The organism is Polymorphobacter sp. PAMC 29334, assembly GCF_019431245.1.
GTDB classification, from domain to species: Bacteria; Pseudomonadota; Alphaproteobacteria; order Sphingomonadales; family Sphingomonadaceae; genus Polymorphobacter_B; species Polymorphobacter_B megasporae.
On sequence record NZ_CP080243.1, the window covers coordinates 1,510,379 to 1,536,034 of the forward strand.

Here is a 25,656-nt window from a genome sequence, read left to right on the forward strand (position 1 = left end):
ACGAACTTGTTAAACCATAAAGTTTCCGGGGAGTCGTCGTGCGCATTATCTGTGCCGCAGCGGTGCTGATGGCCGCAACGCCCCTCACTGCTGCGCCGTCCGATGGCGAGTGGCCGACCTATGGCCATGACAAAGGCGGGATGCGCTACTCGACGCTCGACGCCGTCACACCCGCCAATGTCAACCAGTTGACTCCCGCATGGACGTATCACATGCGACCTGCCGTGACCGCATCCGCCGCACCGCCGGTCGATACGGCGCAACGGGCCGCCGAGGGTGTCGGGCGGCCGCGTCCCCGGACGCGCTTCACCGGGTCGCAGACGACGCCGCTGGTGATTGCGGGAACGATGTACGCATCGACCCCATATGGGCGCGTCGTGGCGCTGGATGCGACAACGGGAGCCGAGCGTTGGGTTCGTGAGATCCCGGGGCCCGGCCAGCCATCGTTGCGCGGGGTCGAGTATTGGCCGGGTGATGCGTCGACACCGGCGCGGCTGGTCTTCGGCACGCGCGACGGGCGGCTGATCGCGCTCGACGCCGCAACGGGAGCATTTGCCAAGGATTTCGGCAACGACGGCATCGTCGACTTGAAGACGCCGGAAATCCTCAATGGCCTGCCGCCGAGCTATTACGGGATGACGTCGCCGCCGCTCGTCTGGCGCGACCTCGTCGTCACCGGCTCCGCGACGCAGGAGTTTCCTGCGCTCGGCGCGGCGGGCGACATCCGCGCGTGGAATGTCCGCACCGGCGCGCTAGCGTGGACCTTCCACACCGTCCCGCGTCGCGGTGAGCCGGGCTATGCGACGTGGGCCCCGGGGAGCGCCGAGCAGCGGTCGGGCAACAACAACTGGGGCTTCATGACCGCCGACGTCGCGCGTGGGATCGTTTACATCCCGCTTGGCGCGCCGACGTTCGACCGCTACGGCGGCGACCGCCACGGTGACAATCTGTACGGCACTAGCCTCGTCGCGCTCGACGCCGCGACGGGCAAGCTGCTGTGGTACAAGCAGATCGTCCATCACGACATCTGGGACGCCGACCTCGAGGCGCCGCCCATCCTGTTCGACGTCCACCGCGGCGGCAAGACCATCGCCGCGGTCGCGATCACCTCGAAAAGCGGGATGCTGTTCATCTTCGACCGCGTCACCGGCAAACCGGTCTACCCGGTCACCGAGCGCAAGGTCCCGCCGAGCGACGTTCCGGACGAAGCCGCGTCGCCGACCCAGCCGTTCTCGTCGCTCCCAGCTTTTGCGCGGCAGGCCTTCGACCCGGCGACCGACACTGCCCAGCTAACTCCCGAGCTGACGGCATGGTGCGGCAAGTGGATCGCCGACAACAAGATGGTCGCCGGGTCGATCTACCAGCCGGTCAGGTTCAATCGGACGACGATCAGTTTCCCCGGCCTGCAGGGCGGCGGCAACTGGAGCGGCAGTTCGTTCGACCCGGTCAACCGGCTGTTGTTCGTCAACTCGAGCGACCTCGGTCAGGTGACGTCGCTGGTAAAGGCCGCCGACGGCGCACCGTTGCCGTATGAGCGCGGCACCCTCAGCGCACGCTTCCAGCAGCCCGACACCAAGCTGATGTGCCACGCCCCGCCGTGGGGGCGGCTGACCGCATACGACGTCGATCGTGGGACGATCGCGTGGCAGAGCGTTCTTGGGATCAGCGACAATCTTCCGCCCGCCGTGGCGCGAACCGGGCGACCCAACATCGGAGGGTCGATCGTTACTGCCGGCGGTGTGGTGTTCATCGGGGCGACCGACGACAGCCGCTTCCGCGCCTTCGATGCGAAGTCCGGCAAGCAGCTGCTGGAGGTCAAGCTCGAGGCTTCGGCGCACGCGACCCCGATCACCTACAGCGGCAGCGACGGACGACAGTTCGTCGCGATCACGGCAACCGGGGGAAGCTACCTCGACAGCCCTGTCACCGGCGACAGCATCGTCGCCTTCGCCCTGCCGAAGGCCGCGCAATGATCGACCGCCGCAAACTGCTCGCCGCGGCGGCCGCGACCGCGCTCCTGCCCGGCGGAGTCCTCGCCCAGAGCGGGCCGCGCAAGCCGCCTCCCGGCTACGGCGATCCGTACGCGGGCAAGAAGAAGCTGCTTGTCGTCGGCGATACGCGCACCGGCAACATGACCGCGCACCTCGGGCTCAGCCACGCGATGGCGACGATCGAGCGGCTGGGGCGTGAAAGCGGGGCATTCCAGGCGATCCTGCGGACCGACATCGACGCGATCACCAAGCGCGAAGTCTGGGGCAAGGGCCGCTATGCCAAGGGCGGCCCGGGAGCCGCGCGCGGGCTCAACCTCGACTATTTCGATGCCGTCCTGTTCTACACCAACGGCGCGACCGACATGACACCCGACCAGAAGCAGGACCTGCTCGATTTCGTTGCCAAGGACGGCAAGGGCTTCGTCGGCGTCCACACCGCGACGGTCACAGCGACCGACTGGCCCGAATATGGCGAGATGGTCGGCGGGGTGTTCGACAATCACCCGTGGATGATCACCGACGCGAGGATCATCGTCGAGGAGCCGGCGAGCCCGTTCATGCGCGACTTCAAGACCGGCGATGTCGTTCGCGACGAGTTCTACCAGATGCTGCCGGTGCCGTACTCGCGCAACGACGTCGACGTGCTCGCGCGCATCGACCTGACTTCGGTCGACCCCAAGGCGCCGATGGTCCACCGCACCGATGGCGACTTTCCGATCGCGTGGACCAAACCCTACGGCGCAGGCCGCGTATTTTATTCGTGCCTCGGCCATCCCGACGCGATCTGGGACGATGTGCGTGCGCAGACGATGTTCGTGGAGGCGATCAAATGGGCGGTCGGCTTCACGTCTTATACGCCGAAGCCGCACCCGCTCGCCTGACGTGCCTGCGCGCGGTCACACGTCGTCGAAGTAGGGGCTGATTTCGCAGGGCTTGCCGAATATTGCGGCGAGTTTCTGCCCCAGCGGCCCGATCCCGTCGGGTTTGTCGTGTTCCGCGACGTGGAGCCTTTTGTAGGCGACGCCGGGACAAGTCGTCCGACAATGCACCCACAGCGTCGATCCGCCGCCGCCCTTGGCCGGGAGCGAGCGCAGGACCTCGAACCCCACGACGTCGCCCACGGGCACCACGAACAGCTGGTGCGTACAAAGGATCAGCGCCGCGCGATCCGGCGGAACTCCGACCTGGTTTTGCACCGTTGCCAGATAGTCACCGGGCTCCCGGGCGTACTCGACCTCGGTCTCGCGTGGAGCAGTTTCCCGCAGCTCCCCAGACATCGCTGTCTCGAACCGTCGGATCTCGGCGATCGGCCGGAAGTCGGCGACCCAACGCTCCTCCGTGGGGCTCAGGGGCAATCTGAAACCGGTGAGAAGTGTCACGCTGCAGGCGGTCGCCAGTCGCGGATCACGCACATACGCTGCGTTCGTCAGCGCGGGGGACTGCCATGCCGGCGGCCACGACTGGAGTTGCAGCGAAGCCGTTCCCGCCTGCCAGCGGCATACGAGCGTGTTATACTGCTGTCCGACGACGGCTGGCCCGAGCCGGGCGGCGAAGAAGTCGGCCGCCCGGTGAATGTTGATCGCGGCGTCGTCGGCGAACCAGACCAGTCCGTTGAAGCAGACCATCGGCATGTCGGGCGCGTAGCGCTCGAACACCCTGGCCCACCAAGGCTGCATGAACCCCTCGGGCCGGGCGGCATCGGCGAAGAGCATGGCGTCGCGTTGGTAGGCCGGGTCTTTCGAGATGCCGCGGGCCTCGACGAGGCGGCGCGGCTCGCGCCACGGCAGTCCGCTCTCGTCCAGCAGGCGATGAATCGGATTCGTGCCGTCGATCGGCGGCAGCATCGTTGGGACGGGGCCTGGCCGGTTGTGTATCGCCGGCCGCGCGGCGGCGAACGACTGCAACCACCGTTTGAGGCTCAAGCCGGTTTTCCATCGACCGCGCCGGTCGAGCGGCGCTGCATCGCCTCGCGTACGAAATGGTCGACGCTCATATGATGGTCGCGGTCGATCTCCGCGACCAGCCCCGCCACCGCTTCCGCACATGCGTGCAGCGTGCGATCGACCAAGCGGCCGAAGTCGAGCTGGCTCACCTCCGGATTGCCACGGATCATTGAGCGCTGGAGCACCGTGTGTGCCACCACTTCGAGCACGGCCCGGCGGTACGGGTCAGTGAGCAAAACGTCGAGATCGGTCTGTTGGATCGGGTAGGCGAAGGAAAGACTGACAAAGCCCGAGTCGACCGGCAGGGAATAAATCAAGCGCCCGGCCTCGTCATCGACATGCGCCTCATAGCCGTCGCCCATCAGTCGTTTGGCCGGCGGAAACGCGTGTTGGTAGCTTCGCAGCATTGCCATGCGGTCGCCCGGCGGTTCGCCGAACGCCTCGACCAATGCGAGGAATATCGCGATGTTGCGCTGCTGATCGGCAACATAAGCGGTCCAATCGGGCTTGCCGCGGCCGCCGGGATAGCCGCCACGCCCCTCGGCGATGCCGGCACTGATCAACCAGGAACTCACGGCTTCGAACAGTTCGGGGACGGATGCGGGCGGGGCGTTGTTTCCGGTGCGGCGGCGGAACTCGTCTTGGGCGACGGACGACAAGGCGGCCAGCAATGCCTCGGCATCGGCATGCCGGCTCGCGTCAGCGAGCTGCTCAGGTGTGGCTTCGGTTGACGCACTTTGCGACGCGTTTTGCCCGAGCGGAGCCAGCCGCTTCGCCCAAGATCGCCAGCTGCGCCACGTCATTGCAGCGGGGTCGAATCGAGGATCGTTACGTTCCCATCGTTCGACACCCGGTATCGCACCCGCTGATGCTGCGTTTCAGGATCGTAGGTGGTGCGCTCGACCGCGAGCTGACCTGCCTTGTCGTCCCAGCCGATCTCGCCCTCGTCGATCGTGCGCCAGCAACTCGCGGTCCGGAGCGCGAACGTCTGATGCAAGGCCGGCCGCAGGGCCACGACCCGCAGCATTGTTTCCGTGCCCGCGCCGCACTGGTGACGTCCGCCGTTTGGCCGCGACGCATAATCGGTGGTGAAGATGACAAACCCGCCTCGACGAGCGGCGACGATCCGGGTCTGTCCGAGACTGTTCGGGTAGATGCCGTCGTCCGGCGGCAGGACCACCGGCCTCGCGGTCGGCTGGATGAGCGATACCACCGTCCGGTCGCGCCGCTGCGTCAGGCGCAGGATCGGCGGAGCGGCACGGGAGGTGGCAACCGGCGCTGCCGGTAACGGGCGCGGGATCGTCGTCAGCACGGCGAGGACGAGCACGATCGAACCGCGGCATGGTCGCAGGGTCAGGATCCCACCAGCGGCGCCGAGTGCGCGCAGGCAAGTCATGATCGGCCGAGTTCGTGTCATGGAGTTTGACGCCGCAGCCCCACCAGCACGTTGCCTTCGGTCGACAGGTAATTGCTCGTGTAATCAAAACGCGGTGTGTCCGAAAACAGCAGGTAATAGTATTTCATCTGCTCGGACCACCAGTAACCGGGGCAGTGATCGGCTTGGCGCTTCGGCTCGGTGGTTACGTCGGCAAGGTCGGTATAGCCGTATCGAGCCTTGTTCCAGCGCTTCATCGCCTCGAAGTGTGCCCGGCCGATGTCGCGCCAGCGCGGATCGCGATCGAGCAGCCATAATGTGAACGCCGAGTCGGCCAGTTCCGGGCGCAGCGCGTTGCCGCGCTGGGTCGGCGCGGCTGTTGCATAGTCATAGCCTTCGGGCAGGACGCCGTAGCGTGCCTGCACCTTGGCCCAGCTTTCGGTGTAGGCCGCGCCCTGCTTGAGCGCGCCGCCCTGCCCGAGCAGGCCGCCATAGAAAGAGGCGAGTTCATCCTGCTCGGTGCTGACGATCGCGCCGGTTTCGAAGTCGACGTCGGCAAACCACAGGTCGCCATTCTTCCAGACCTGCTGGTGCTTCAGGATCGCTGTGGTGCAGACGTCGTACATCCGCTTGCACTCGGCATCGCCGAACAGCTGCCAGCTGTCCCACAGATACTCGAAGAAGCTGTCGCAGTATGAGCCGACGGTTGCCTGGCGTGATCGCCATTCGCCGGTCAGCACGTCGATCTTCGTCGCCACGAGGTCGAGCTTCGAGCGGCGTTCGAACACCGCGACCATCGCCTTCCGCGTGACCGCAGCGTAGCGCGGATCGCCGGTCAGCCGGCTGAGCATCCCCCATTCGGGCAGATACGTGGCGATATCGGCGGGACTGGAGATGGCTTCGCGTGGCACCCCGGTCTTGAGGTTGATGAACCGATACGGCATCCCGGTCGGCGTCGCGAAGGCAGGGAGCAGCCGGTCCGCCAGATCCCGCGCCTTGGCGAGGAGCACCGGATCGCCGCACGCGTGGTGAGCCGACAGCAGTCCGCCAACGAGACGTATCGACGTTTCGAAGACCGAAACCTCGCCGTCGACGTTGGGGTCGAAGTGGGTCTTCACCCAGTTGACGCCATCCTCGAAGCGGCTGTCGAGACCCATCACCCACAGCGTGTCGAGCGCTTCGATCAGGCTGAGGCCGAGATGATGCGTCTTGAGCGGAAAGCTGGAGAAGGTGCCGGTGATCGGCTTGATCTCGTCCTTGCCCCAGGCATGCTGCCGGTAAAGATCCCACGACCACGCCATTTGCGCCTTCACGTCCTCCGCGAGCGCACGCCAGTTTGGGTCGGTGCCGGTTACGCCGGCAATTACTGCTGTCGTGCCGACGAGCGCGCCGGCGCTTGCCAGTATCATCCGCCGATCGATCAGCATGGCCGCGTTGCCCTCCCACTAGGCGCACAGCCTATCGCGGCGAGCGTCGGCATACCATTGATGGAGGTCGCTCCTGCGGCTGGGAGTGCGGGCCGGAGTACTCTGCCTGTTGGGCAAACACACTGAGTCACATCAACAGCTCCGTTCGGGCATCGCCGCCGGACATGTCTCGCCCGCGATCGAAGCGCCAGACGCAGCAAATGTAGACCATCGTTGCATCGAACGCCTGTATTCCGCCGTCGATGCGGGCCATGATCGAGGCCATGGACAATCTCGACCTCAACCTCCTCGGTGCCCTCGACGCATTGCTGTCGGCCGGCAGTGTTACCGGCGCGGCACGAAAGCTCGGTCTAAGCTCCTCCGCGATGAGTCGAACGTTGACGCGGCTCCGCACTGCGACGGGCGATCCGCTCCTCGTCCGGGCGGGGCGCGGACTTGTTCCGACACCCAGAGCGATCGAGATGCGCGACGTCGTGCATCGTCTCGCGCGTGATGTCCGCGCCACCCTGGCGCCTCAGGCCGGCGAGATCGATATTGCGCAGATCGACCGAATCTTCACGATCCGAGCAGGTGAGGGCTTTGTCGAGATGTTCTCAGCCCCGCTGGTGACGGCGATCCTCGCGTCCGCCCCGCGGGCGCGCCTGCGCTTTGCACCGAAGCCCGACAAGAATGCTGAGCCGCTGCGCGAGGGCCAGATCGATCTCGAGATCGGGGTGCTCGGCGGATTCGCCCCCGAAATGCGCACGCGGCTCATTTTCCGCGATCGGTTTGTCGGCGCGGCTCGGGATGGGCATCCAGTGCTGGCGAACACCGTCACGCCGGAAAGTTATGCGGCGTGCCGGCATGTCGCGGCGTCGCGCCGCGGCGTATTCACCGGACCGGTCGACGACGCCCTTGCAGAGCTTGGTCTCCACCGGGAGACGGCGGTGGTGGTGCCGGGCTTTTCGGACGCCCTGCGGATTGCCCGCCAGTCAGACCTGATCGCGCTGGTGCCGGGCTCGTGCTTCAAATGCAATGATCCGGGCCTCGACGGCATCAGCCAGTTTCAACTTCCCGTCCAAACTCCGGAAATCGCCGTGCTGGCGATGTGGCACCCGCGCATGGACGCCGATCCGGTCCATCGATGGTTGCGCGGAACCGTGATCGTCGTCTGTCACCAGGTCGTGGCGGAGGGCTGATCGGGAGCATGAAGACGTGCATGCGGCTCTTACCGCTCGCGATCAGCGCGAACTGATTTCCGGTTGTTTTGCGAACTTGGCAACGGCGCGATCGCGCTGGACTTTGGTTGCCGACACTGTGTCCCGCCGACACCGGGCGCCGGCAATCGTGCCGGTCAGATCGAGCGTCGATTCTGGACGGCAGACGTCGGCGGCGGCTCGCGCGATTCTGAGATCGAGCCGCCGGACGTCGCGGGCGCGGCTCAGGTCGAGGTCCGCGAACTTGAGGGCGACGCGGGCCGGCGGTGCCTGCGCGGCTGCGGGCATGACGAGGCAGTTCACGGCGAGTGCCGCGATTATCAGGTTCCGAAACATGGCGGTGTTCCCTTTGTGGCGCGGGCTGTCGTTGCTTCCGCGAGTGCAGGCGCTGTTTTTCTGAAGCTATTCGATTCGTTGGCTTCAGGCCGGGGCGGCCCAGTCCGCTAGACCCCCGCGGGTCAGCAACGCCTGGCTGAAGGCCTCGAACTCCATGCTCTTATAGGCGGGGATGAAGGCGCGGGCGTCGGCTCCGGCGGCGTAGCGGAACTTGGGCGTGGCGGTCGTTGCCGCCTCGAACACGAGGTCGGCGACCTCCTGCGGATCAGATTTTACCCCGTCCATCGTTGGCCGCATGGCGCCGCGATACCGCTCGGCATTGGCCCAGTGCGGCGAGTTCTCGTCAAACTCGGTAGCCGTCACGACATTGCTGTGGAAGGGTGTCGGGAAGACGCCGGGCTCCACCACCGCGATGCGGATGCCGAACGGGGCCAGTTCGTACCACAGTCCTTCGGACAGCGATTCTACGGCGTGCTTGGTTGCGGCGTACGCGGCGCCGTAAGGCACGGTGAGCCAGCCGACGATCGACGAGAGATTAATGATCGCACCCTGTTTGCGTTCGCGCATTCCGGGCGCGACGGCACGGATCATGCGGACGACGCCGAAGACATTGGTATCGAACTGCCGCTGCAACACCTCGTCGGAGAGCGCGTCGACCGGGCAGGAGACTTCGAAGCCCGCGTTGTTGACGAGAACGTCGATCGGGCCGGCTGCGCAAGCTTCGGCGACGGCAGAGTCGACCAGGCTCTGGTCGGTCACGTCGAGTTGGACGGGGCGGACCAGGGGCAATTCACGCGCCAATGCCCGGAGATCGCCGGCACGGCTTTCCGCGCGATAGCCAGCGTGAACTGTGTGACCGGCCTCGGCGAATTTGCGCGCTGTCAACAAGCCGAAGCCGCTGTTCGCGCCGGTGATGAGAACGTTCGACATATTGCTTGACCCTCGTCCAACTGACGAGAGACGTTTTGACGTTATGAACTCTAAGTGTCAATCCGTCATTTGCACGTCCATGCGATTATGCGGTGAACGCGGTCGTCGAACTTCTCCTTCGAGACATAGCTATCGCCCGATCGCATCAGGCCCCTGGCTGCGGCGATCAGCGTATCTGCCACCGCGTTCGCGTCTTCCGTCCGGCCATGATGTTCGAGCGCCTTGACCATGAGCGCGTGAAACGACCCGTCGGCGTCGCGGATCGTTGGCCCGGTGAGGCGATGGCCGGCGTCGACCAGCTCGACGCCATGGGGACTTGCGGTCACCAGATCGAGCGTACGTCCGAACTTCGCGTCGATAAGCGCGGCGAGCGCCGAAGCGAGCGTCTCGCTGCGTTCGAGCGCTTCGGTCGCGGCATTCAGGTGCCGCGCGTGGAGCTCGTCGACGACCGCCTGGAGGACGTCCTCCTTGCCCGGGAAATAGTGATAGAGCGCCGTCCGCGAGACGCCAGCTCCGGCAGCGATATCGGCCATGCTCGACCGCTCGAAGCCGTAGCGCATGAAGGCTGCGCGCGCGCCGTCGAGGATACGGCTGCGGCGATCGACGGCATCCTCGTTGTCGTTGCGTGCAATCTTGCTCATACGGTCGTTATAGACCGAAACGCTGCAAGGCGCGACGTCGACGGGACTTTGGCCTTTGCCTGCCGACCCATTGTGGCGAACTGTGAGTGACCAAGGCCATGTTCCGTTTCTGCATGATGTTCATCTGCGGCATCGTCATCGTCATAAGTACAGCCGCGCCGGCCGCCGCCGAGGCATTCGACAAAAGCGCGTGGCTCGAGGATCTTGCGCAGGTCCGGCAGGCGTTTGCGACCCGATACGCCAACCTCGAATGGGCGCAGTTCGACAACGCCAATCATCTTTCCGATCTCCTCGACAAGACCCGCGCTCGGATCGATCGCGCGGGAAGCGATGCCGACGCCCGGGCGGCCTTCGATCGTTTGACGCAGCGGCTTGGTGACGGCCATGTTCACTTCGACTGGCCCGTGGCGGCAACATCGGCTGCCGAGCGATCGGGTGCCGCAGATCCCTGCCGGAATTTCAACGCCTCGCAGGCGGCATCGCCGCTGATGGTCAACGCCCCCGGGTACAAACCGCTGGAGACACCGCAGTCGGCTATTTTTCCTGCGGGGACGTTGACCATCGACGGGCGCACGGTCGGCGTGATTTCGATCGGGCTGATCGGTGCCGGTGCGCGGCCGGAATTGTGCCGGCAGGCAGTTGCCGCGCTCCATCTGGCTGCCGGCAGTCCGTGCGACGATGGTTGCCAGGACCGCATCGATCGACTGGCCAATGCGCGCTACACCGAGGCGTTTGCCGCGCAGATCATGGCGGTCAAGGCTGCGGGTGCCACCGCCCTGCTTGTCGATATTGCAGGAAATGGCGGCGGCAACGAGTGGGCGGATGCCGCGGCGCGGATGCTGACATCGAAGCGGTTGGTGTCGGAACGGATGGCGTTCGTTCGCGGCGCACAGTGGACGAAGAATCTTCTCGCTCTCGAAGCGACGCTCCGGCGCGACGCGGAGGGCGCTACCGGTTCGGACCGGACGATGCTGAGGAGTTTCGCGGACCAGGCGCATGCCAAGGCGATGGTCGCGGCGACGCCGTGCGGATCGGAGCCGCTGTTACTCGGCAACAAGCCAAACTGCACGTGGCTCGGAGCGGGCTTCTTCGTCTCAGGTCCGCTTGCCGCGGCGGATCCGAAAGCGCTGAAGGACAAGCCGTGGGCGGAAGATGTCTTTATCCCCATGAAATACCCGTACGAGGAAGGTGTATGGCGCGGTCCCCTGATCGTCCTCATCGACGGTGATACCGTATCGTCTGCCGAAGAATTCGCCGCCGTGCTTCAGGACAACCACGCCGCTTTGATCATCGGAACCGTATCGGCCGGCGCGGGATGCGGGCACACCGACGGCGGCGAACCGATCAAGCTTCGCCATTCCGGCGCGACGCTGGCGATCCCCGACTGCGTTTATCTGCGGGCAGACGGCACCAACGAAGTTCGCGGGATCGTGCCGGATCTCCTGATCGGACTGAGGCCGTCCGACAGTGCACGGCGTCGTTCCGCCGACGTGGCCGGCCGCCTGCCGGAGGCCTTGCAGCGGGTATCGGCGGCATTGCCCGAACGCGCGCGCTGATGAAAGTCGCCAGTGCCCAGCCTTGGGACAATGCTCGCGTAGGCCCCTAGGCAGGCGCACGAACGAGCAAAATGGTAGTTCCAGACTAGCCAATCTCGCAAAAATACCAGCAACGCGCCTCCCTCCAATTGGTTGATGCGCTCGATCGGCCGCGCCTCAGCGTGTCCGGCTGGGAGCGATGCACATGAAAGTTATGGCTTTATCTTTACTGGGCGCGCTTGCGCTGGCCGCGTGTGCAACGCCCGCCACACGGATTTCGACTGGTCTTCAGCGCTATGGGCTGGACACGCCGCGCGCAGATTGTGTCGGAACGCGACTGCAGCATGATCTGTCGCTCGGCCAGCTCCAGCAGCTCGGACGTGCTGCAGCCGCCTACCGCAAGGATGACACCCCCGGTGTGCTCACCGTTGGCGATCTCCTGCGCGTCGCCAGTGAGCTCAAGGATCCCGCTATCGCAGTCGCCGTCGGCAAAGCCGCGGCCGTCTGCGGCATCCTTCCATGATTAACAACCGTAGCTTCCGCTCATTTCTCTTAGGAAACGATTATGAACGACGATGAATTCCACGGCGGCGCGCGTTATGTCGGCGGCAAGGTCGAAAAGGCCATCGGCGATGTTGTCGATAGTCGTGACTGGAAGGTCGACGGCGTTGTCGATCAGGTCGCGGGCGGCGTCCAGCACAGCTATGGTCGCGCCAAGTCGATCGTCGAAAACGTGATCGATAACGCCCCGGAACTCGCGGCAGAGGCGCGCGACCGCCTGAAGGCGGCTGGCGAACGTCTCGCCGAATCCGCACAGAACGGCGCGAGGGTCGCCGCGCAGACCGTGCAGGAGCAGCCGGTGTTGCTCGCGCTCGTCTCGGCAGCCGTCGGCTACGGTCTGGCCCGGATGATCCACGGACGTCGCGACTAAGCGCGTCATGGCCGAGGCGTCGTTCAAATCCCTGCGCGAGACGGCGGGTCTGCGTCATTTGCGGCAGATCATCGTCGGTCTCGACGAGGGCGTGGTCCTAATCGATCCCGACCAGAGCCTGCTCTGGGCGAACGACGCCGCCTTGGCCATGCACGGCGTCGAAGATATCGCCGATCTCGGCGCGACCGTCGATGAGTATCGCAGCCGCTTTCAGCTGCGTTACCGCAACAACCACCGGGTCGAAGCCGACGACTATCCGATCGAGCGTGTCGTTGCCGGTGATTCCTTCTCCGAGGTCGTCGTCGAGGTCACCGTTGCCGGCGACGACAGCCCGCGCTGGGTCCATCAGGTCCGCAGTCTCGTGCTCAACGATGCCGACGAGGCCGAGCCGGCGTGCCTCGTTCTGATCATCCAAGACGTATCCGCACGCTACGCGGCCGAGGATCGTTTCGAGCAGTCTTTCAATGCCAACCCGGCGCCGGCGGTGATCTGCCGCCTCAACGACTTGCGCTTCGTGAAGGTCAATGTCGGCTTTCTCGAGATGACCGGGCACCAGCGCGATCAGGTGCTGTGCAAGACCGTGTACGACATCGACGTGCTGCGCGAGGCGGACCGGCGGGACCTGGCCAAGGAGCGTCTGTCCGAAGGCCGGACAATCCCGCAGATGGAAGCCGAGCTCGAACTGCCCGGCGGCGGCGTCAAGCTTGTCCTTGTTGCCGGGCAGCCGATCGACATGGGCGATCAGCCGTGCATGCTGTTCACCTTCGCCGATCTCGAACCGCGCCGGAAGGCGGAAGACGCGTTGCGTCACAGCGAGCAGCGTTTCACCCGCACGTTTCAGATGGCGCCGATTCCCATGGCGATCGGGGCACGCGACGGGCACCTGCTGTGCGAGGTCAACGCCAGTTTCACCCAGATGACCGGCTACAGTCCGACCGAGATTATCGGCCGTCCGTTGGGACAGGTCGAGCTGTGGGACAGCAGAGAGAGTCAGCACGAGATCGAGGAGGCGATCGAGGCCGGTCACGATCTGCGCGGCCACGAGGCCCGCATCCATGCGCGTGATGGCGCGACGATCGACTGCATCGTGTCGACCGAGGCGATCCGGCTTGGCGACGACGCGTGCGTCTTATGGGCATTCCAGGACATCACCCGGCGCAAGGCGACCGAACTCGAATTGGTCGAGGCGATCGAAGCGGTGATGAAGGACACAAGCTGGTTCAGCCGCTCGATCATGGACAAGCTCGCGCGGCTTCGTGCGCCTCAGCCGGATGTCGCCGGTCCTGGTCTCGATGATCTGAGCGGGCGCGAACGCGACGTGCTGGCGCTGATTTGCCAGGGCTGTGACGACAAGACGATCGCGCGGACGCTCGATGTCGCCAGCAACACGGTCCGCAACCACGTCGCGCGGATCTACGCCAAGATCGGCGTCAACCGGCGCATCGCCGCGGTTGCCTGGGCACGTGCGCGCGGTTTCGACGGTGAGGGCGTCCGGCACGAGAATAGCCAGCAGGAGACGGCAGCATGACCGCTCGAGCAAAGGACCCCGTCGCGCCAACCGATGCCAAGGCGAAGGCCGCCGTAAAACGTGCAGCCGCGGGCTCGGTGACCGAAGCGATCGGCAAACTGATCGGCGACGACGCGGTGCGTGAGCGCGGCACGGCAGAGAAGAAAGCCGGTGCCGCTGATGCGTCCGGTCGCAAGACATCCCCGCGGTCCTGACTGCGGCGACACATTCGATTTCAACAGGAGCACCCATGACGACCCACGCACATACCGGCCTCGACGAGGCTTACGGCAAGACCCCGACCCGGCTGTCATGGGGGGCGATCTTCGCCGGCGTTGTCATTGCCGTCGCGGTTCAGCTCGTCCTTGGCATCCTTGGTGCGGGCATCGGCCTGACCATGGTTGATCCGGTCAACGGCACGACGCCGGGCGCAGCCGGGTTCGGCATCGGCGCGGGCATCTACTGGCTCGTCACGACGATCGTGGCGCTCGGCGCTGGCGGCTATGCTGCCGCGCGGGTCGCCGGCGTCCACGAGCGGTTCGATGCGCTCGTCCACGGCCTTGTCGTCTGGGGCGTCACGCTCATCATGACGCTATACCTGCTGACCTCGGCCGTCGGCGGGATCATCGGCGGCGGATTCCGCACGGTGAGTGCATTGGCCAGCGCAGCCGGGACGACGGTCAGCGCGGCAGCGCCCAAGGCCGCTTCGCTCGCCGGCATTGATGAAGGCGATGTCCGCAACGAGGCTGCGGCATATCTCTCCCCCGCGCCGAGCGACCCTGCCCAGATGACGTCCGAGCAGGCACAGAAGGAAATCACGCGACAGCTCCCCGATCTCGCCCGTGGCGGCAGCACCGGTGCGCAGGCCGAAAGCCGGATCGTCGATATCGTCGCTGCACAGCGCAAGATCAGCCACGCCGAGGCTCAGGCGCAGGTGACGCGCGCCAAGCAGCAGTTCGTGCAGACGAAGAACGAGACGATTTCGACGGTGAAGTCGGCGACCGACACGGCCGCCGGTGCTGCAGCGGGAACCTCGTTCGTCCTCGTGCTCGCGCTCCTGATAGGTGCCGCGGCGTCTGGTTTCGGGGCAGTCGCGGCGACGCGTCGCGCATTGCGCTGAATGGTTGCGGCGGGTCGGCGTATCTGACCCGCCGCACCGGCTCATGCCGGGGAATATAACGGCAGCAGTCCGCGGATCGCGGGCAGGCGGCGTCCGCGGGCATGCCCGCGGACGCCGTCTTCGGTTTATGCACAAGGCGCAGTCGACCGCCGGATAGGCGGCAACGATGGCGTCGCCTCAAGGGCCGCCTCAGCCGGACTGGTCGAGCGGACGGTCAGATTTTGTGATTGCACAGCGGACATCGTAAGGACGTCGTAGCATTGGCGGCGAGCGTTAGTGCGAAGCCAAGCGTCGGGGGAGCAATGCTCTCCGTCGCAGAATATTGTATCGAGTTGGATCGGATTTCGACGCTTTAAAAACGCTTTTCACCGTCATGCGCCCGTAGCTCAGCTGGATAGAGCACGGGACTTCTAATCCTGAGGTCGCTGGTTCGAACCCAGCCGGGCGCACCAGTGGTGTCAGTCGAAACGAGCTGTTCACGTGTAATAGATCCGGACTACGAAATTATTTGAAATGGTCCGTCGAGGGCAGGGCATGGCAACAGCGGGGTAAGATATCGTGGCGATCGAGCGACAGTCCTTCGGATCGATCCAGGCCGGCCGGGGCGTCGCTGCTTTGTTGGTCGTCCTGTTCCACGCTAGTGCCAAGGTCTTCGCCAAAAGTGATTATTGGGACACCACTATCCTTGGCGGATTTTTCAACTTTGGCCATGCGGGGGTCGACTTCTTTTTTGTTCTCAGCGGCTTCATCATTGCGCACGTCCATGCCGCGGACATCGGTGCGCCAGCCCGCCTGGCGAACTTCGTGCGCAGTCGCCTGCTCCGGATCTACCCGGTCTATTGGTTCATCCTGATCGGGGTCATTGCGCTCAGCCTGTTACCGTTCGGACTGAACTCGAGTGTCCATCTGACACCGCAGATGGTCATCAGCGCCTTTGTGCTCGTCGGCCCGGTCGATTCCCCGACGGTCCTTGCCGTGGCATGGACGCTGTTCCACGAAATCGCCTTCTATATCGCGTTCGGGATCGCGATCGCCTCACCGCGCGCCGGCATCGTGGTCGCCGGTGCGTGGGTTGCCGGTATCCTCGCGTCGGCGCTCGGCTATCCGTTCCTGCCGCCGTATCTCGGGGACTCGATCAACCTGCTCTTCCTGTTCGGTGTCGGCATATGGTGGTTGTCCAAGCACCATCCGCAGACGTTGCCGATCGTGCTCGCGTGGGTCGGCACAGCCGGATTTTTGGCGCTGGGAATGGAAAACGTCTTCGCGCCCGTCTTTTCATACGCCGCCCGGCACCTGCTGTTCGGCGCGGCGAGCGCCCTCATTATCGGCGCACTCGTGGCCCAGGAGGGCAGGCGGCCGATCAAAGTGTCGCCGGTGCTGCTGACCCTCGGGGCCGCGTCCTACTCGATCTATCTCACTCATTTTCCGGTTCTGGGATTTGTCGCGAAGGCACACGCAATCGCCGCGGTGCGCGCGCTGCCCGTCGCACTGGCGTTTGTGCTGGTCGTCGCCCTGACGGTGCTGGCCGGTGTAGCGTTCCACTTCCTTGTCGAAAAGCCGCTTACGCGGGCCACCGGAAGATGGTGGCCGCGCGGCGGTGCACGCAGCGGATCGGGAGCTACGCCGCTCGGTCGCCCGTAGCGGCAAAGACCAAATAATCTTCGCGAAACCCGCGCTTAACAACTCGTTCTTCGTGGTTAATTCGAGAACGGGTACAAGCGGGTCGGCATCGCGGATGTCGCAATCAGCCTGGAGCCTTAGTCGATGAAACTTCCAATTATCCTGATGACCGCTTTCATCGCCGTGGCGGCGACCGCGCAGACGGCGCCGCCGGTGGCACCGTTGCCGCATTCGGGCGAGACGCCGACTGAACGCGGCCAGCGGCTCGCGAACGATCGCGCCCACTCGACCGCACACGCCAACGAAACCCCCGCACAGCGGTCGAGCCGCCTCGCCGCCGACAGGGCGCGAAGGCTGGCCGCCGAGCGTGCCGAAAAGCCGACGGCGGCCGATGCGGCCGGGGACAGACAGCGTCTTGCGGCCGATGAGACGCGCGCGCTCGCAAAGCGGTCTGCAACCGAGACCCCGGCGGAGCGGTCGCAACGTCTTGCGGCGGACAAAGCACGCGGCGAGGCGAAGAAGCATCACCCCGCCTGATCGCGTTCGAGCCTGACGACATGCGCGGCACCGGATCGGCCGGTGCCGCGCATCGGCCTATTGCATGAACCAGCCGTGGCTGACGACGATGCTCTGCCCGGTCAGCGCGTTCGACGGGAAGCCGGCGAGGAACAGCGCGACCTGGGCGACGTCGTCGACGGTGGTGAACTCGCCGTCGACCGTTTCGGCGAGCATGACCTTTTTCACGACGTCATCCTCGGAGATGCCGAGTTCCTTCGCCTGCTCGGGAATCTGCTTCTCGACGAGCGGGGTGCGGACGAAGCCGGGGCAAATAACGTTTGCGCGGACGTCGTGCTCGGCACCCTCCTTGGCGACGACCTTGGCGAGGCCGACCAGCCCGTGCTTCGCGGTGACGTAAGCCGACTTGAGCTTCGACGCTTCCTTGCTGTGGACCGAGCCCATGTAGATGACGCTGCCACCGCGGCCCTGCGCATACATGTGCTTGAGGCACGCCTTGGTCGTCAGGAACGCGCCGTCGAGGTGGATCGCGAGCATCTTCTTCCAGTTGGCGAAGCTGTAGTCGACCACGGGCGCGACGATCTGGATACCGGCGTTCGAGACGAGGATGTCGATCCCGCCAAACTTCGCGACGACCGCTTCGATCCCGGCGTTGACCTGATCCTCCTGCGTCACGTCCATCGCCACTCCCATCGCGCGTTCGCCGCTCGGGTCGAATTCGAGCGCGGTGGCGTTGGCGGCATCGATGTTGAGGTCGGCGATGGCGACCTTGGCTCCGGCGGCGAGATAGACCTTGGCGATGTCCTTGCCGATGCCGCTGGCGGCTCCGGTGATGACGGCGACCTTGTCGGTGAGCATCATGGGCTTACTCCCTGTTCTTCAATCGTGGCTCGTGAAATCATAGACGTCGACGCCGTGCGCGTCGGTCGGCGGGGTCAGAACCTCGGGGTGGGCGAGGGTGTGCGTGGCGTCGCGCAGCCCCGCCGCCCAATGCTCCTCCATCGTTCGCCGCGAGAACTCATAGTCCTTCGACTGGCCCTCGTAGGTTGGCGAGCGGTAGATCAGCTGCACGATGTTGAACACCGCGGGGTCCGACGCCCCGGTCAGGATCTTCGCCTCGGCACTTTCGGCCAGTTCGGGCGGCAGCTTGGCGAGTAGCTCGTTGAACACTGCACGGAGTTTCTGCGCCGCGCGAAACGAGTCGGTGGCGGCCCGGGTGCGGCTCGAGAACTGGACTTCCTTCATACGCACCGCGACTTCACTGAGATCGCGCGGCAGGTCGCCGCGCGCGCTCCACAGGTCGACCTGGAGGACGAGCGTGTCGAGGTCGGAGCGCGATGACAGCACCCAGTCGAGCGGGGTGTTCGAGACCATGCCGCCGTCCCAGTAGAACTCGCCGTCGATCTCGATCGCCGGAAAGGCGGGCGGCAGCGCTCCCGACGCCATGATGTGTTCGGGACGAATCGTATCGGTCGCGTTGTCGAAATAGGCGAAGTTGCCGGTGCGGACGTTGACCGCGCCGACCGAGAAGCGCGTTTCCTTCGCATTGATCCGGTCGAAATCGACGAAGCGCTCGAGCGTCGATCGTAGAGCGGCGGTGTCGTACCAGCTCGTCGCGGCGAGCGATCCGTTCGGGGAGAGGTACGGCGGCGGGAAGCGCGGCTTGAAGAACCCCGGCACGCCATTGGTCATGATCTGGCCAGCCGCAATCTGGTTGACCAACCCGCGCGCGACATCGCCCGACATCAGGCCCGACCAGAAGTGGCTTATGCCGCCGTCCCCGGCATCGCTGACGAATTCCCAAAAGCCACGCAATTTGGCGATGCCCTCGGCGGCGTCGTTCCCGGCGATGATCGCCGAGTTGATCGCGCCGATCGAGATGCCTGCGATCCACGTCGGGCGTATACCGTGGCCGACGAGCGCCTCATACACCCCGGCCTGATATGCACCGAGCGCGCCGCCGCCCTGGAGGAGAAGTGCGACGCTCTCGAATGGCGTGCCGTTGGGACGCGCTGTGTCGCGCGACGCGACGGGGCTATTCACGCTCGGGGACGGGGACGTTGAAGCCGTTGAGCGTCGTCGAGACGAGGCTGTAGAGGCCGACGAGATAGATCATCTCGTTCAACGCGTGCTGGCCGAAGGTCTTGAGCGCGAGCGCATAGATCGGCTCGGGCAGGGTGCCGCCGCGAACGAGCGTGAAGGCGAGGTCGAAAGCGATGCTCTCCTCGGGCGACAGGTCGGTCGGCTTGAGGTCGGCGGTGATCGTCGCAAGGCGTTCGGCAGCCATGCCGTCACGTTCGGCGACCGCGATGTGCGCGTAAAGCTCGTACGCCGCGTCGAATCGCGCGCCGACGACGAGGATGACGATCTGGCGGACGTTGTCGGGGAGCACGGCCTGCGCGGTCATCGCCAGCGTCAGGTCCCAGATCGCCTTGCCGATCACGGGTTCGTGGAGCCACGGGTTCCATGGACCCATCAGCGCGCCGTCTTCGCGTTCGACCTTGAACGCATTGAAGTTGCTGGCGATACCTTTGCGCATGTCGTCGTAGAGCGGCTTCTGCTCGGGCGACAGGTCGGCGGGGGCGATCAAGGGCAAGCGCATCGGCGACTCCTAGGATTATGACGCGGTGCACCATAACCGATCGCTGCGACAAGTATGCTACAGTTAACGCGCGATCGAACCGCAGTTAGACCGACGCGCGAAGCGTCGCGCGCACGCCGACATAGGCCGGGTCGTAGACGAGGTTCGAGCCCAAGCTCGCCGCCATCGCGCCGATCAGCTTCGTGCCGATCCCGGTGCCGGTCGGCAACTTCGACGCGGGCAGCCCGGCGCCGTCGTCCTCGACACGGAGGACGAAGTCGCGCGCGCCGTCGAGCGCCAGTTCGATGCGGATCTCGCCGGGCTGGCCCTGCGGATAGGCGTATTTGCACGCGTTGCTGACGAGTTCGTTGACGATCACCCCGAGCGACACCGCACGGTCGGTCGCCAGCCGGATCGGCGCGGCGATCAGGCGAAGCGCGCGCGGCGAGGCCGGGGTCGACCACGTTTTTTCGAGCTCGCGGACCAGCGCGGCGAGATAGTCGTCCATCGCCACGCCCTCGACGTCGTCCGACGTGTACAGCCGCTTGTGGACCTGCGCGATCGCGGTGATCCGCGCCTGCGTATCGGCGAGCGCGCTCTTCGCGGCGGGATCGGTCAGCGCCTTCGCCTGGAGGTGAATGAACGCCGAGACGAGCTGGAGCGAGTTCGCGACGCGGTGATTGACCTCGTGGAGCAGCGCCTCGAGCCGCGCATTCGACGCGCGCAGCGCGACCTCGGCCTCGACCTTTTGCGCCTTCAGGGCGACGGCGGTCATCGCGGTGTCGAAAGCGTTCGTCAGCAGGTCGAAGAAATCGTCGCCGATCGTCTTGACGACATAGTCGATCGCGCCCGCCTTGAGCGCGGCGACCGCAATCCGGCTCTCTTCGGAGCCGGTGACGTAGATGATCGGCGGGACGTCGGGCAGGGCGCGAAGGGCTTCGAGCGTGCTCAAACCGTCGTAGCCGGGCATGTAATGATCGACCGCGATCAGGTCGAACACGGTCTTCTTGACTTCCGCGACCCCGTCGAGGCCGTTGGTCGCGACGCTGACATCATAGCCGCGCTTGCCGAGCGCGCGCGATACCAGCCGGCAAAGTCCCTCGTCGTCGTCGATATACAGGATGCGCGGACGCTCGGTCACGCGTCGTCGCCGACCTCGGGCACTTGGATGACCGACAGGAACAAGCCGAGCTGCTGGATCGCTCGGGCGAAATTCTCGTAGTTGACCGGCTTGGTGATGTAGACGTTCGCACCGAGATCGTAGCAGCGCTGGATTTCCTGCTTGTCGTCGGTCGTGGTCAGCACGACGACCGGCGTCCGCTTGAGCCGCGAGTCGGCCTTGATCTTGCCGAGGATGTCGATGCCGCTCATGTCGGGCAGGTTGAGATCGAGCAGGATCAGCGCCGGGCCGTTGTTCGCCGGGCCGTCGGGGGCGTGGAACAGATAGTCGAGCGCGGTCGTGCCGTCGACGAAATGACGGATCGCGTTGGCGATGCCGGCGCGGCGGATATTCTTTTCGATCAGCCGGGCATGACCCTCATCATCCTCGATCATGATGATGTTGACGCTATGTTCGCTCATGCGGGACTTTCCTCGCGCAGTTCGGCCTTCAGCGCGTGCGGCAGCGATAGCCGAAAGGTCGCCCCAGCGCCAAGGTCGGAGATACAGGTGATGACGCCACCCAGGCGATACGACAAGGCGCGAACGTGCGCGAGGCCCAGCCCTTCGCCGGGCTGGTCCTGAACCCCCGAGCGGCGGAACAGCTCGAAAATCCGCTCATGGTCGGCAATCGCGACCCCGCGGCCGTTGTCGGTGACGTCGATGATGACACGCTGTCCTTCGCGCCGCGCGCTGACGACGATCCGCCCGGGACGTCCCGGCTGAAGATATTTCGTCGCGTTTTCAATGAGGTTCGACAGGATTTGCTCGAGCGCGAGCCGGTCGGTAACGATCGTCGGCATTGCGGGGGCGATCGCGATCTCGGCCTTTAGTTCGTTGAGCCGGAACTGGAGGCTGTCGCGGATCGACTCGGCAAGCCCGGCGATATCGACCCGTGCCGGGGCCAGCGTCCGCCGTCCCTCGCGCGACAGCCGCAGGATCGCGTTGATCAGCCGGTCCATCTTGTTGGTCGAGGTGCGGATGAAGCCGATCGCTTCGGGCAGATCGGCGAGCGCTTCGCGGGCATCGCTCTGCATCAGGTCGGGAGCGCTGTGGTCGACCCGGTCGGCGAGCCCGGTCAACGGACCGATCGCCGCCTCGAGCTCGGCGGTGAAACCCATGATGTTGACCAGCGGCGACCGCAGGTCGTGGCTGACGATATAGGCGAAGCGCTGAATCTCGTCGTTGGCGCGGCTAAGTTCGACCGTGCGCGCGGTCACCGCGTCTTCGAGCCCCGAATTGACGCTGCGCAACGCCTCCTGCGCGACATTTAGGTCGGCGGTATAGCGCAGCACGATCCACGACGCGCCGCCCATGATCCCGAGGATCAGAAAGCCGACCACGCCGAGGATGATATTAAGGTCGGACGACGCCTTGTCCTGCGCCGCCCGGCGGATGGCCAGCAGCCGCTTCTCCTCGGTCTCCATCACCGACGTCATGTTGCGCAGCGCGACCATCGAGACGAAGCTGCTGTCGACGGCGAAATCGGCCATCGCCTGCATCGCCGGGTTTGGGTCGGCCAGCCGTGCGAAGGTCTGCTGCGCCGAATCGAGATGAAGCTTCGCCTCGGCGCGCAGGCCGACGATCCGCGTCTGCTGCGAGGCGTTGTCGCGGGTCAGAGACTCCAGGCGATCGAGTTGATGCGGGATCGCGGCGGTCGTCCGCCGATACGTGTCGAGCGACGCTTGGCGATGGTGGAGCAGATATCCGCGCCGGGCTGTTTCGAGCTGCTCGGTCAGGATGCTGAACTTGTCGAGCGCGCGCTCGACCTCATAGGTATGGACGACGAGCGCGGTGCTACGCTGCCGTTCGCCGGCCGCAAGGACGACTACGCCCGCAGCGATCAGCAACAGCACGAGACCGCTCGCCATCGCCGCGAGGACCAGCCGCTGAAAATTTCGGTCTGAAATCGTCACGTCCGAGCGATAGCGGACCAAATCACATCGCGATAGCGCGATTGGCGCGCCCCGCCAGTTCGATGACGAACTGCCACGCGACCCGGCCCGAACGGTGGCCGCGCCCGACCGCCCATTCGAGCGCCTCGGCGTCGGTGAAGGCGAGATCGTGCGCGGCTGCATAGCCCGCGACGATCGCCAGATATGTAATCTGGTCGCAGTTGTGAAAGCCGAGGCTCAGCCCGAAGCGATCGGCGAGCGCGAGCCTGTCGTCGAGGACGTCGCGCGCGTTGATCGCGCTCGCCGCCTCGGTATCGGCGTGCTCGCGCGCCACGAGATGCCGCCGGTTCGACGTGACGGCAAGCCGGACATTATCGGGTCGTGCCTCGATCCCGCCGTCGAGGATCGATCGCAGCGCCTTGTACTGGCGCTCGTCGGCCTCGAACGAGACGTCGTCGGCATAGACGATGAAGCGGCGGGCGGTTTGCCCGAGCACGCGGAACAGGCCGGGCAGGCCGGTCAGGTCCTCGCGCGCGACCTGGATCAGCGCGAGCGCCGGCCCGGTCGCCTCGGCAATTACCGCCGCATGGACCGCGCGAACGAGCGAGCTTTTGCCCATCCCGCGCGCGCCCCACAGCAGGACGTCGTGCGCGGCGGCTCCGGCGGCGTGGCGCCGGGTGTTGGCAAGCAGGGCATCGCGCTGGGCATCGACGCCGGCGAAGCGAGCGAGCGGCTGGGCCGGCGGCGGGGCGACCGCGCGCAGAATGCCGCCGTCGAAGACGAAGGCATCGCCAACCGCGGGATCGGCGGGCACGGGGAGCGGCGGCGCAAGGCGATCGAGCGCGTCGGCGATGCGGATGAGGGGGTCGGTCATCGGCGCGATGTACCCGATCCACCCCGCAACGGGGAGGGGGCAGGATCGCCGGCAGCTCCGCGACCATTTGCGCGCTACCCCGCATCGGCTATAGAGCCGCGCAAACCTACCCCACGGAAGAAACTTTCATGTTCTCATCCCCGGCCTATGCCCAGACGGCAGCGGCCTCCGGCCTTCAGGGCAACCTGCTCCTGTTCCTGCCGTATGTGGCGATTTTCGCGATCTTCTACTTCCTGATGATCCGCCCGCAGCAGCAGCGCGCCAAGGCGCATCGCGCCGCGATCGACGCGGTCAAGCGCGGTGACGAGGTCGTCACCGGCGGCGGGCTCATCGGGCGGGTGACCAAGGTCGCCGACACCGAGCTCGAGGTCGAGGTCGCGACCGGCGTCAAGCTGCGCGTCGTCAAGGGCACGCTGTCCGAAGTCCGGACCAAGCCGCTGCCCGCCGCCGCCAACGACACGAAGAACTAGCATGCTCGGCTTTCCAAACTGGAAAGTGTGGACGATTCTGGCCACGCTGGTCCTCGGCGTGATCTTCGCGATCCCCAATTTCATCCCCGCGGCGACGCTCAGGTCGCTGCCGTCGTTCGTGCCCACCGGTACACTCAACCTCGGCCTCGACCTGCGCGGCGGCAGCTACATGATGCTCGAAGCCGCGACCGACGACGTCCGCAAGCAGAAGCTCGACGGCCTCGAGGAAACTGCCCGTAGCGAACTTGCTGGAGCCGACGGCGGCGCGGTCAAGTATCGCGACCTCGGCATCACCGGCAGCGCCGTCGCACTGACGGTGACCGACCCGACCCAGCTTGACCGTGCGGTCGAAACGCTGCGCAAGGTAACGCGCCCCGTCGGCAACCTCACCGGGCAGCGCGATGTCGAAGTCGCCGTCGTCGACGGCAACCGCGTGACGATGACCCCGACCGACGCCGGCATCACGTCGGCCACCAACAGCGCGATGGAGCAGGCGGTCGAAGTCATCCGCCGCCGGATCGACGAGCTCGGCACGCGCGAGCCGACGATAGTCCGCCAGGGCGACAACCGCATCGTCGTGCAGGTTCCCGGGCTGCAGGACCCGAGCGCATTGAAGGCATTGCTCGGCAAGACCGCCAAGCTCGAATTCAAGCTTGTCGACACCGACGCCGACCCTGCCGAAGTCGCCGCGGGTCACGCCCCCGCCGGCAGCCAGATCTTGCCGTACGCCGACCAGCCGGGCACCGTCGCGGTAAAGCGCCGCGCGATGATCACCGGCGACCAGCTCGTCGACAGCCAGGTCGGACAGGACGACAATGGCTCGCCCGCGGTCACCTTCCGCTTCGATTCGACCGGCGGCCGCCGCTTTGCCAAGGCGACTCAGGAGAATGTCGGCAAGCCATTCGCGATCATTCTCGACAACAAGGTCATCTCCGCCCCACGGATCAATGGCGCGATCCTCGGCGGGTCGGGCATCATTACCGGCAACTACACCACCGCGAGCGCGAACCAGTTCGCCATCCTGCTGCGGTCGGGCAAGCTGCCGGTCGAGTTGAAGGTCGTCGAGGAACGCACCGTCGGGCCCGACCTCGGTGCCGACTCGATCCGCGCGGGCAGCCTCGCTGCGGGTACCGCGGTGATCGCGGTCGCGCTGCTGATGATCGTCACCTACGGTCGCTTCGGCGTCTATTCGGTGATCGCGCTGATCCTCAACATGATCCTGATCATCGGCGTGATGTCGGTCGTCGGCGCGACGCTGACGCTACCGGGGATCGCGGGGCTCGTTCTGACGATCGGCGCGGCGGTCGACGCGAACGTCCTGATCAACGAGCGCATCCGCGAGGAGCAGCGCAAGGGCCGGGGCGTCGTCGCCTCGGTCGAGGTCGGCTTTCGCGACGCGACGCGGACGATCTGGGATGCCAACAGCCTCAACATCATCGTCGCGATCATCATGTTCATGTTCGGCTCGGGGCCGATCAAGGGCTTTGCGGTGGTGCTGTCGATCGGCATCGCCACAAGCGTCTTTACCGCCGTCACCGTCGTTCGCCTGATGGTCTCGCGCTGGCTGACGAGCGCCCGCCCGAAGGCGCTGACGATATGATGTGCGATCT

The 25,656-nt window shown here is 65.6% G+C and carries 29 protein-coding genes and 1 tRNA gene; 14 read left to right on the top strand and 16 right to left on the bottom strand.

The features are described from left to right. Positions 1-38: 38 nt before the first annotated feature. Entirely contained in the window at positions 39-1,973 is a 1,935-nt protein-coding gene (locus KZX46_RS11045; RefSeq protein WP_226896224.1) for a pyrroloquinoline quinone-dependent dehydrogenase, read from the top strand. Next, positions 1,970-2,872, top strand: coding sequence for a ThuA domain-containing protein (locus KZX46_RS11050; RefSeq protein ID WP_219776613.1), 903 nt, complete (start codon positions 1,970-1,972; stop codon positions 2,870-2,872). The genes KZX46_RS11045 and KZX46_RS11050 overlap by 4 nt, the downstream gene beginning before the upstream one ends. A 15-nt stretch (positions 2,873-2,887) precedes the next feature. Here KZX46_RS11050 and KZX46_RS11055 read toward each other — a convergent pair whose 3' ends face one another. The 5 genes from KZX46_RS11055 to KZX46_RS23255 all read right to left on the bottom strand — a co-directional run bounded on the left by KZX46_RS11055 (position 2,888) and on the right by KZX46_RS23255 (position 6,989). Beyond that, positions 2,888-3,913 carry a hypothetical protein gene (locus tag KZX46_RS11055; protein WP_219776614.1) on the bottom strand — a complete coding sequence of 342 codons (1,026 nt, stop codon included), beginning with the start codon at positions 3,911-3,913 and terminating at the stop codon, positions 2,888-2,890. Continuing rightward, positions 3,910-4,737 (bottom strand): hypothetical protein, encoded by an 828-nt coding sequence (locus tag KZX46_RS11060; protein WP_219776615.1) that lies wholly within the window; start codon positions 4,735-4,737, stop codon positions 3,910-3,912. Before KZX46_RS11060 ends, KZX46_RS11055 begins: the two co-directional genes overlap by 4 nt. Beyond that, positions 4,734-5,261 (bottom strand): hypothetical protein, encoded by a 528-nt coding sequence (locus tag KZX46_RS11065; RefSeq protein WP_219776616.1) that lies wholly within the window; start codon positions 5,259-5,261, stop codon positions 4,734-4,736. Before KZX46_RS11065 ends, KZX46_RS11060 begins: the two co-directional genes overlap by 4 nt. 86 nt (positions 5,262-5,347) lie before the next feature. Next, complete coding sequence (locus KZX46_RS11070; protein WP_226896225.1) at positions 5,348-6,736, bottom strand: glycoside hydrolase family 47 protein; 1,389 nt, start codon at positions 6,734-6,736, stop codon at positions 5,348-5,350. A 127-nt stretch (positions 6,737-6,863) separates the two neighbouring features. After that, positions 6,864-6,989 carry a hypothetical protein gene (locus tag KZX46_RS23255; RefSeq protein ID WP_255615460.1) on the bottom strand — a complete coding sequence of 42 codons (126 nt, stop codon included), beginning with the start codon at positions 6,987-6,989 and terminating at the stop codon, positions 6,864-6,866. On the opposite strand from KZX46_RS23255, the gene KZX46_RS11075 reads away from it, so the two are divergent. Beyond that, on the top strand, positions 6,988-7,914 hold the full coding sequence (locus KZX46_RS11075; protein ID WP_226896226.1) for a LysR family transcriptional regulator: 927 nt from the start codon (positions 6,988-6,990) through the stop codon (positions 7,912-7,914). The two genes, KZX46_RS23255 and KZX46_RS11075, sit on opposite strands and share 2 nt — an antisense overlap. A gap of 42 nt (positions 7,915-7,956) precedes the next feature. On the opposite strand, the gene KZX46_RS11080 is transcribed toward KZX46_RS11075, so the two are convergent. From KZX46_RS11080 to KZX46_RS11095, 4 genes are all read right to left on the bottom strand, one after another. After that, the gene (locus tag KZX46_RS11080) at positions 7,957-8,235 is read right to left on the bottom strand and encodes a UrcA family protein (RefSeq protein ID WP_219776617.1); all 279 of its coding nucleotides are present in this window, start codon (positions 8,233-8,235) and stop codon (positions 7,957-7,959) included. Between the two features lie 117 nt (positions 8,236-8,352). Then, complete coding sequence (locus KZX46_RS11085; protein ID WP_219776618.1) at positions 8,353-9,198, bottom strand: SDR family oxidoreductase; 846 nt, start codon at positions 9,196-9,198, stop codon at positions 8,353-8,355. 65 nt (positions 9,199-9,263) lie between these two features. Further along, a complete protein-coding gene (locus KZX46_RS11090; RefSeq protein ID WP_219776619.1) occupies positions 9,264-9,839 on the bottom strand; it encodes a TetR/AcrR family transcriptional regulator in 576 nt (191 codons plus the stop codon). After that, positions 9,836-10,225, bottom strand: a complete 390-nt coding sequence (locus KZX46_RS11095) for a hypothetical protein (protein ID WP_219776620.1) — start codon at positions 10,223-10,225, stop codon at positions 9,836-9,838. The genes KZX46_RS11090 and KZX46_RS11095 overlap by 4 nt, the downstream gene beginning before the upstream one ends. A gap of 102 nt (positions 10,226-10,327) precedes the next feature. Between KZX46_RS11095 and KZX46_RS11100 the strand changes: the two genes are divergently transcribed. From KZX46_RS11100 to KZX46_RS11140, 9 genes are all read left to right on the top strand, one after another. After that, positions 10,328-11,395: a S41 family peptidase gene (locus tag KZX46_RS11100; RefSeq protein ID WP_219776621.1), complete on the top strand. Its 1,068-nt coding sequence runs from the start codon at positions 10,328-10,330 to the stop codon at positions 11,393-11,395. A gap of 184 nt (positions 11,396-11,579) precedes the next feature. Continuing rightward, entirely contained in the window at positions 11,580-11,897 is a 318-nt protein-coding gene (locus KZX46_RS11105) for a hypothetical protein (RefSeq protein WP_226896228.1), read from the top strand. A gap of 42 nt (positions 11,898-11,939) precedes the next feature. After that, positions 11,940-12,305, top strand: a complete 366-nt coding sequence (locus tag KZX46_RS11110; protein ID WP_216709147.1) for a CsbD family protein — start codon at positions 11,940-11,942, stop codon at positions 12,303-12,305. Positions 12,306-12,312: 7 nt separating this feature from the next. Beyond that, entirely contained in the window at positions 12,313-13,833 is a 1,521-nt protein-coding gene (locus KZX46_RS11115; protein WP_219776622.1) for a PAS domain S-box protein, read from the top strand. Beyond that, positions 13,830-14,027, top strand: coding sequence for a hypothetical protein (locus KZX46_RS11120; RefSeq protein WP_219776623.1), 198 nt, complete (start codon positions 13,830-13,832; stop codon positions 14,025-14,027). The genes KZX46_RS11115 and KZX46_RS11120 overlap by 4 nt, the downstream gene beginning before the upstream one ends. 35 nt (positions 14,028-14,062) lie before the next feature. Then, entirely contained in the window at positions 14,063-14,932 is an 870-nt protein-coding gene (locus KZX46_RS11125) for a hypothetical protein (protein ID WP_219776624.1), read from the top strand. A gap of 375 nt (positions 14,933-15,307) precedes the next feature. Continuing rightward, positions 15,308-15,384: transfer RNA gene (locus KZX46_RS11130), tRNA-Arg, on the top strand. A 106-nt stretch (positions 15,385-15,490) separates the two neighbouring features. Then, positions 15,491-16,573 carry an acyltransferase gene (locus KZX46_RS11135; RefSeq protein WP_219776625.1) on the top strand — a complete coding sequence of 361 codons (1,083 nt, stop codon included), beginning with the start codon at positions 15,491-15,493 and terminating at the stop codon, positions 16,571-16,573. Positions 16,574-16,696: 123 nt separating this feature from the next. Next, on the top strand, positions 16,697-17,089 hold the full coding sequence (locus KZX46_RS11140; RefSeq protein ID WP_219776626.1) for a hypothetical protein: 393 nt from the start codon (positions 16,697-16,699) through the stop codon (positions 17,087-17,089). 57 nt (positions 17,090-17,146) lie between these two features. Here the strand turns inward: KZX46_RS11140 and KZX46_RS11145 are convergent, their stop codons facing one another. The 7 genes from KZX46_RS11145 to KZX46_RS11175 form a co-directional block, all read right to left on the bottom strand. Continuing rightward, positions 17,147-17,929, bottom strand: a complete 783-nt coding sequence (locus KZX46_RS11145; protein WP_219776627.1) for a 3-hydroxybutyrate dehydrogenase — start codon at positions 17,927-17,929, stop codon at positions 17,147-17,149. An 18-nt stretch (positions 17,930-17,947) separates the two neighbouring features. Continuing rightward, the gene (locus KZX46_RS11150) at positions 17,948-19,111 is read right to left on the bottom strand and encodes a patatin-like phospholipase family protein (RefSeq protein ID WP_219776628.1); all 1,164 of its coding nucleotides are present in this window, start codon (positions 19,109-19,111) and stop codon (positions 17,948-17,950) included. Continuing rightward, positions 19,104-19,670, bottom strand: coding sequence for a carboxymuconolactone decarboxylase family protein (locus KZX46_RS11155; RefSeq protein WP_216709155.1), 567 nt, complete (start codon positions 19,668-19,670; stop codon positions 19,104-19,106). Before KZX46_RS11155 ends, KZX46_RS11150 begins: the two co-directional genes overlap by 8 nt. A gap of 85 nt (positions 19,671-19,755) precedes the next feature. Next, positions 19,756-20,790: a sensor histidine kinase gene (locus tag KZX46_RS11160; protein WP_219776629.1), complete on the bottom strand. Its 1,035-nt coding sequence runs from the start codon at positions 20,788-20,790 to the stop codon at positions 19,756-19,758. Continuing rightward, positions 20,787-21,230 (bottom strand): response regulator, encoded by a 444-nt coding sequence (locus tag KZX46_RS11165; protein WP_219776630.1) that lies wholly within the window; start codon positions 21,228-21,230, stop codon positions 20,787-20,789. Before KZX46_RS11165 ends, KZX46_RS11160 begins: the two co-directional genes overlap by 4 nt. Beyond that, the gene (locus tag KZX46_RS11170; protein ID WP_226896229.1) at positions 21,227-22,723 is read right to left on the bottom strand and encodes an ATP-binding protein; all 1,497 of its coding nucleotides are present in this window, start codon (positions 22,721-22,723) and stop codon (positions 21,227-21,229) included. Before KZX46_RS11170 ends, KZX46_RS11165 begins: the two co-directional genes overlap by 4 nt. Before the next feature lie 22 nt (positions 22,724-22,745). Then, positions 22,746-23,576 carry an ATP-binding protein gene (locus KZX46_RS11175; RefSeq protein WP_219776631.1) on the bottom strand — a complete coding sequence of 277 codons (831 nt, stop codon included), beginning with the start codon at positions 23,574-23,576 and terminating at the stop codon, positions 22,746-22,748. 128 nt (positions 23,577-23,704) lie between these two features. On the opposite strand from KZX46_RS11175, the gene yajC reads away from it, so the two are divergent. Together yajC and secD are read left to right on the top strand one after the other, a co-directional pair. Next, a complete protein-coding gene (gene yajC, locus KZX46_RS11180; protein WP_216709158.1) occupies positions 23,705-24,046 on the top strand; it encodes a preprotein translocase subunit YajC in 342 nt (113 codons plus the stop codon). Between the two features lies 1 nt (position 24,047). Then, positions 24,048-25,646, top strand: coding sequence for a protein translocase subunit SecD (secD, locus tag KZX46_RS11185; protein ID WP_219776632.1), 1,599 nt, complete (start codon positions 24,048-24,050; stop codon positions 25,644-25,646). The last annotated feature ends 10 nt before the right edge of the window (positions 25,647-25,656 follow it).

What these genes read in the sequence shown, in the direction of transcription:
- KZX46_RS11165 (WP_219776630.1), bottom strand. Translation starts at nt 21,230, where the DNA reads ATGAGCGAACATAGCGTCAACATCATCATGATCGAGGATGATGAGGGT.
- KZX46_RS11175 (WP_219776631.1), bottom strand. Translation starts at nt 23,576, where the DNA reads ATGACCGACCCCCTCATCCGCATCGCCGACGCGCTCGATCGCCTTGCG.
- KZX46_RS11125 (WP_219776624.1), top strand. Translation starts at nt 14,063, where the DNA reads ATGACGACCCACGCACATACCGGCCTCGACGAGGCTTACGGCAAGACC.
- KZX46_RS11050 (WP_219776613.1), top strand. Translation starts at nt 1,970, where the DNA reads ATGATCGACCGCCGCAAACTGCTCGCCGCGGCGGCCGCGACCGCGCTC.
- KZX46_RS11105 (WP_226896228.1), top strand. Translation starts at nt 11,580, where the DNA reads ATGAAAGTTATGGCTTTATCTTTACTGGGCGCGCTTGCGCTGGCCGCG.
- KZX46_RS11085 (WP_219776618.1), bottom strand. Translation starts at nt 9,198, where the DNA reads ATGTCGAACGTTCTCATCACCGGCGCGAACAGCGGCTTCGGCTTGTTG.
- KZX46_RS11115 (WP_219776622.1), top strand. Translation starts at nt 12,313, where the DNA reads ATGGCCGAGGCGTCGTTCAAATCCCTGCGCGAGACGGCGGGTCTGCGT.
- KZX46_RS11090 (WP_219776619.1), bottom strand. Translation starts at nt 9,839, where the DNA reads ATGAGCAAGATTGCACGCAACGACAACGAGGATGCCGTCGATCGCCGC.
- KZX46_RS11120 (WP_219776623.1), top strand. Translation starts at nt 13,830, where the DNA reads ATGACCGCTCGAGCAAAGGACCCCGTCGCGCCAACCGATGCCAAGGCG.
- KZX46_RS11075 (WP_226896226.1), top strand. Translation starts at nt 6,988, where the DNA reads ATGATCGAGGCCATGGACAATCTCGACCTCAACCTCCTCGGTGCCCTC.
- KZX46_RS23255 (WP_255615460.1), bottom strand. Translation starts at nt 6,989, where the DNA reads ATGGCCCGCATCGACGGCGGAATACAGGCGTTCGATGCAACGATGGTC.
- KZX46_RS11155 (WP_216709155.1), bottom strand. Translation starts at nt 19,670, where the DNA reads ATGCGCTTGCCCTTGATCGCCCCCGCCGACCTGTCGCCCGAGCAGAAG.
- yajC (WP_216709158.1), top strand. Translation starts at nt 23,705, where the DNA reads ATGTTCTCATCCCCGGCCTATGCCCAGACGGCAGCGGCCTCCGGCCTT.
- KZX46_RS11060 (WP_219776615.1), bottom strand. Translation starts at nt 4,737, where the DNA reads ATGACGTGGCGCAGCTGGCGATCTTGGGCGAAGCGGCTGGCTCCGCTC.
- KZX46_RS11145 (WP_219776627.1), bottom strand. Translation starts at nt 17,929, where the DNA reads ATGATGCTCACCGACAAGGTCGCCGTCATCACCGGAGCCGCCAGCGGC.
- KZX46_RS11110 (WP_216709147.1), top strand. Translation starts at nt 11,940, where the DNA reads ATGAACGACGATGAATTCCACGGCGGCGCGCGTTATGTCGGCGGCAAG.
- KZX46_RS11140 (WP_219776626.1), top strand. Translation starts at nt 16,697, where the DNA reads ATGAAACTTCCAATTATCCTGATGACCGCTTTCATCGCCGTGGCGGCG.
- secD (WP_219776632.1), top strand. Translation starts at nt 24,048, where the DNA reads ATGCTCGGCTTTCCAAACTGGAAAGTGTGGACGATTCTGGCCACGCTG.
- KZX46_RS11095 (WP_219776620.1), bottom strand. Translation starts at nt 10,225, where the DNA reads ATGGCCGTCACCAAGCCGCTGCGTCAAACGATCGAAGGCCGCCCGGGC.
- KZX46_RS11100 (WP_219776621.1), top strand. Translation starts at nt 10,328, where the DNA reads ATGGTCAACGCCCCCGGGTACAAACCGCTGGAGACACCGCAGTCGGCT.
- KZX46_RS11070 (WP_226896225.1), bottom strand. Translation starts at nt 6,736, where the DNA reads ATGCTGATCGATCGGCGGATGATACTGGCAAGCGCCGGCGCGCTCGTC.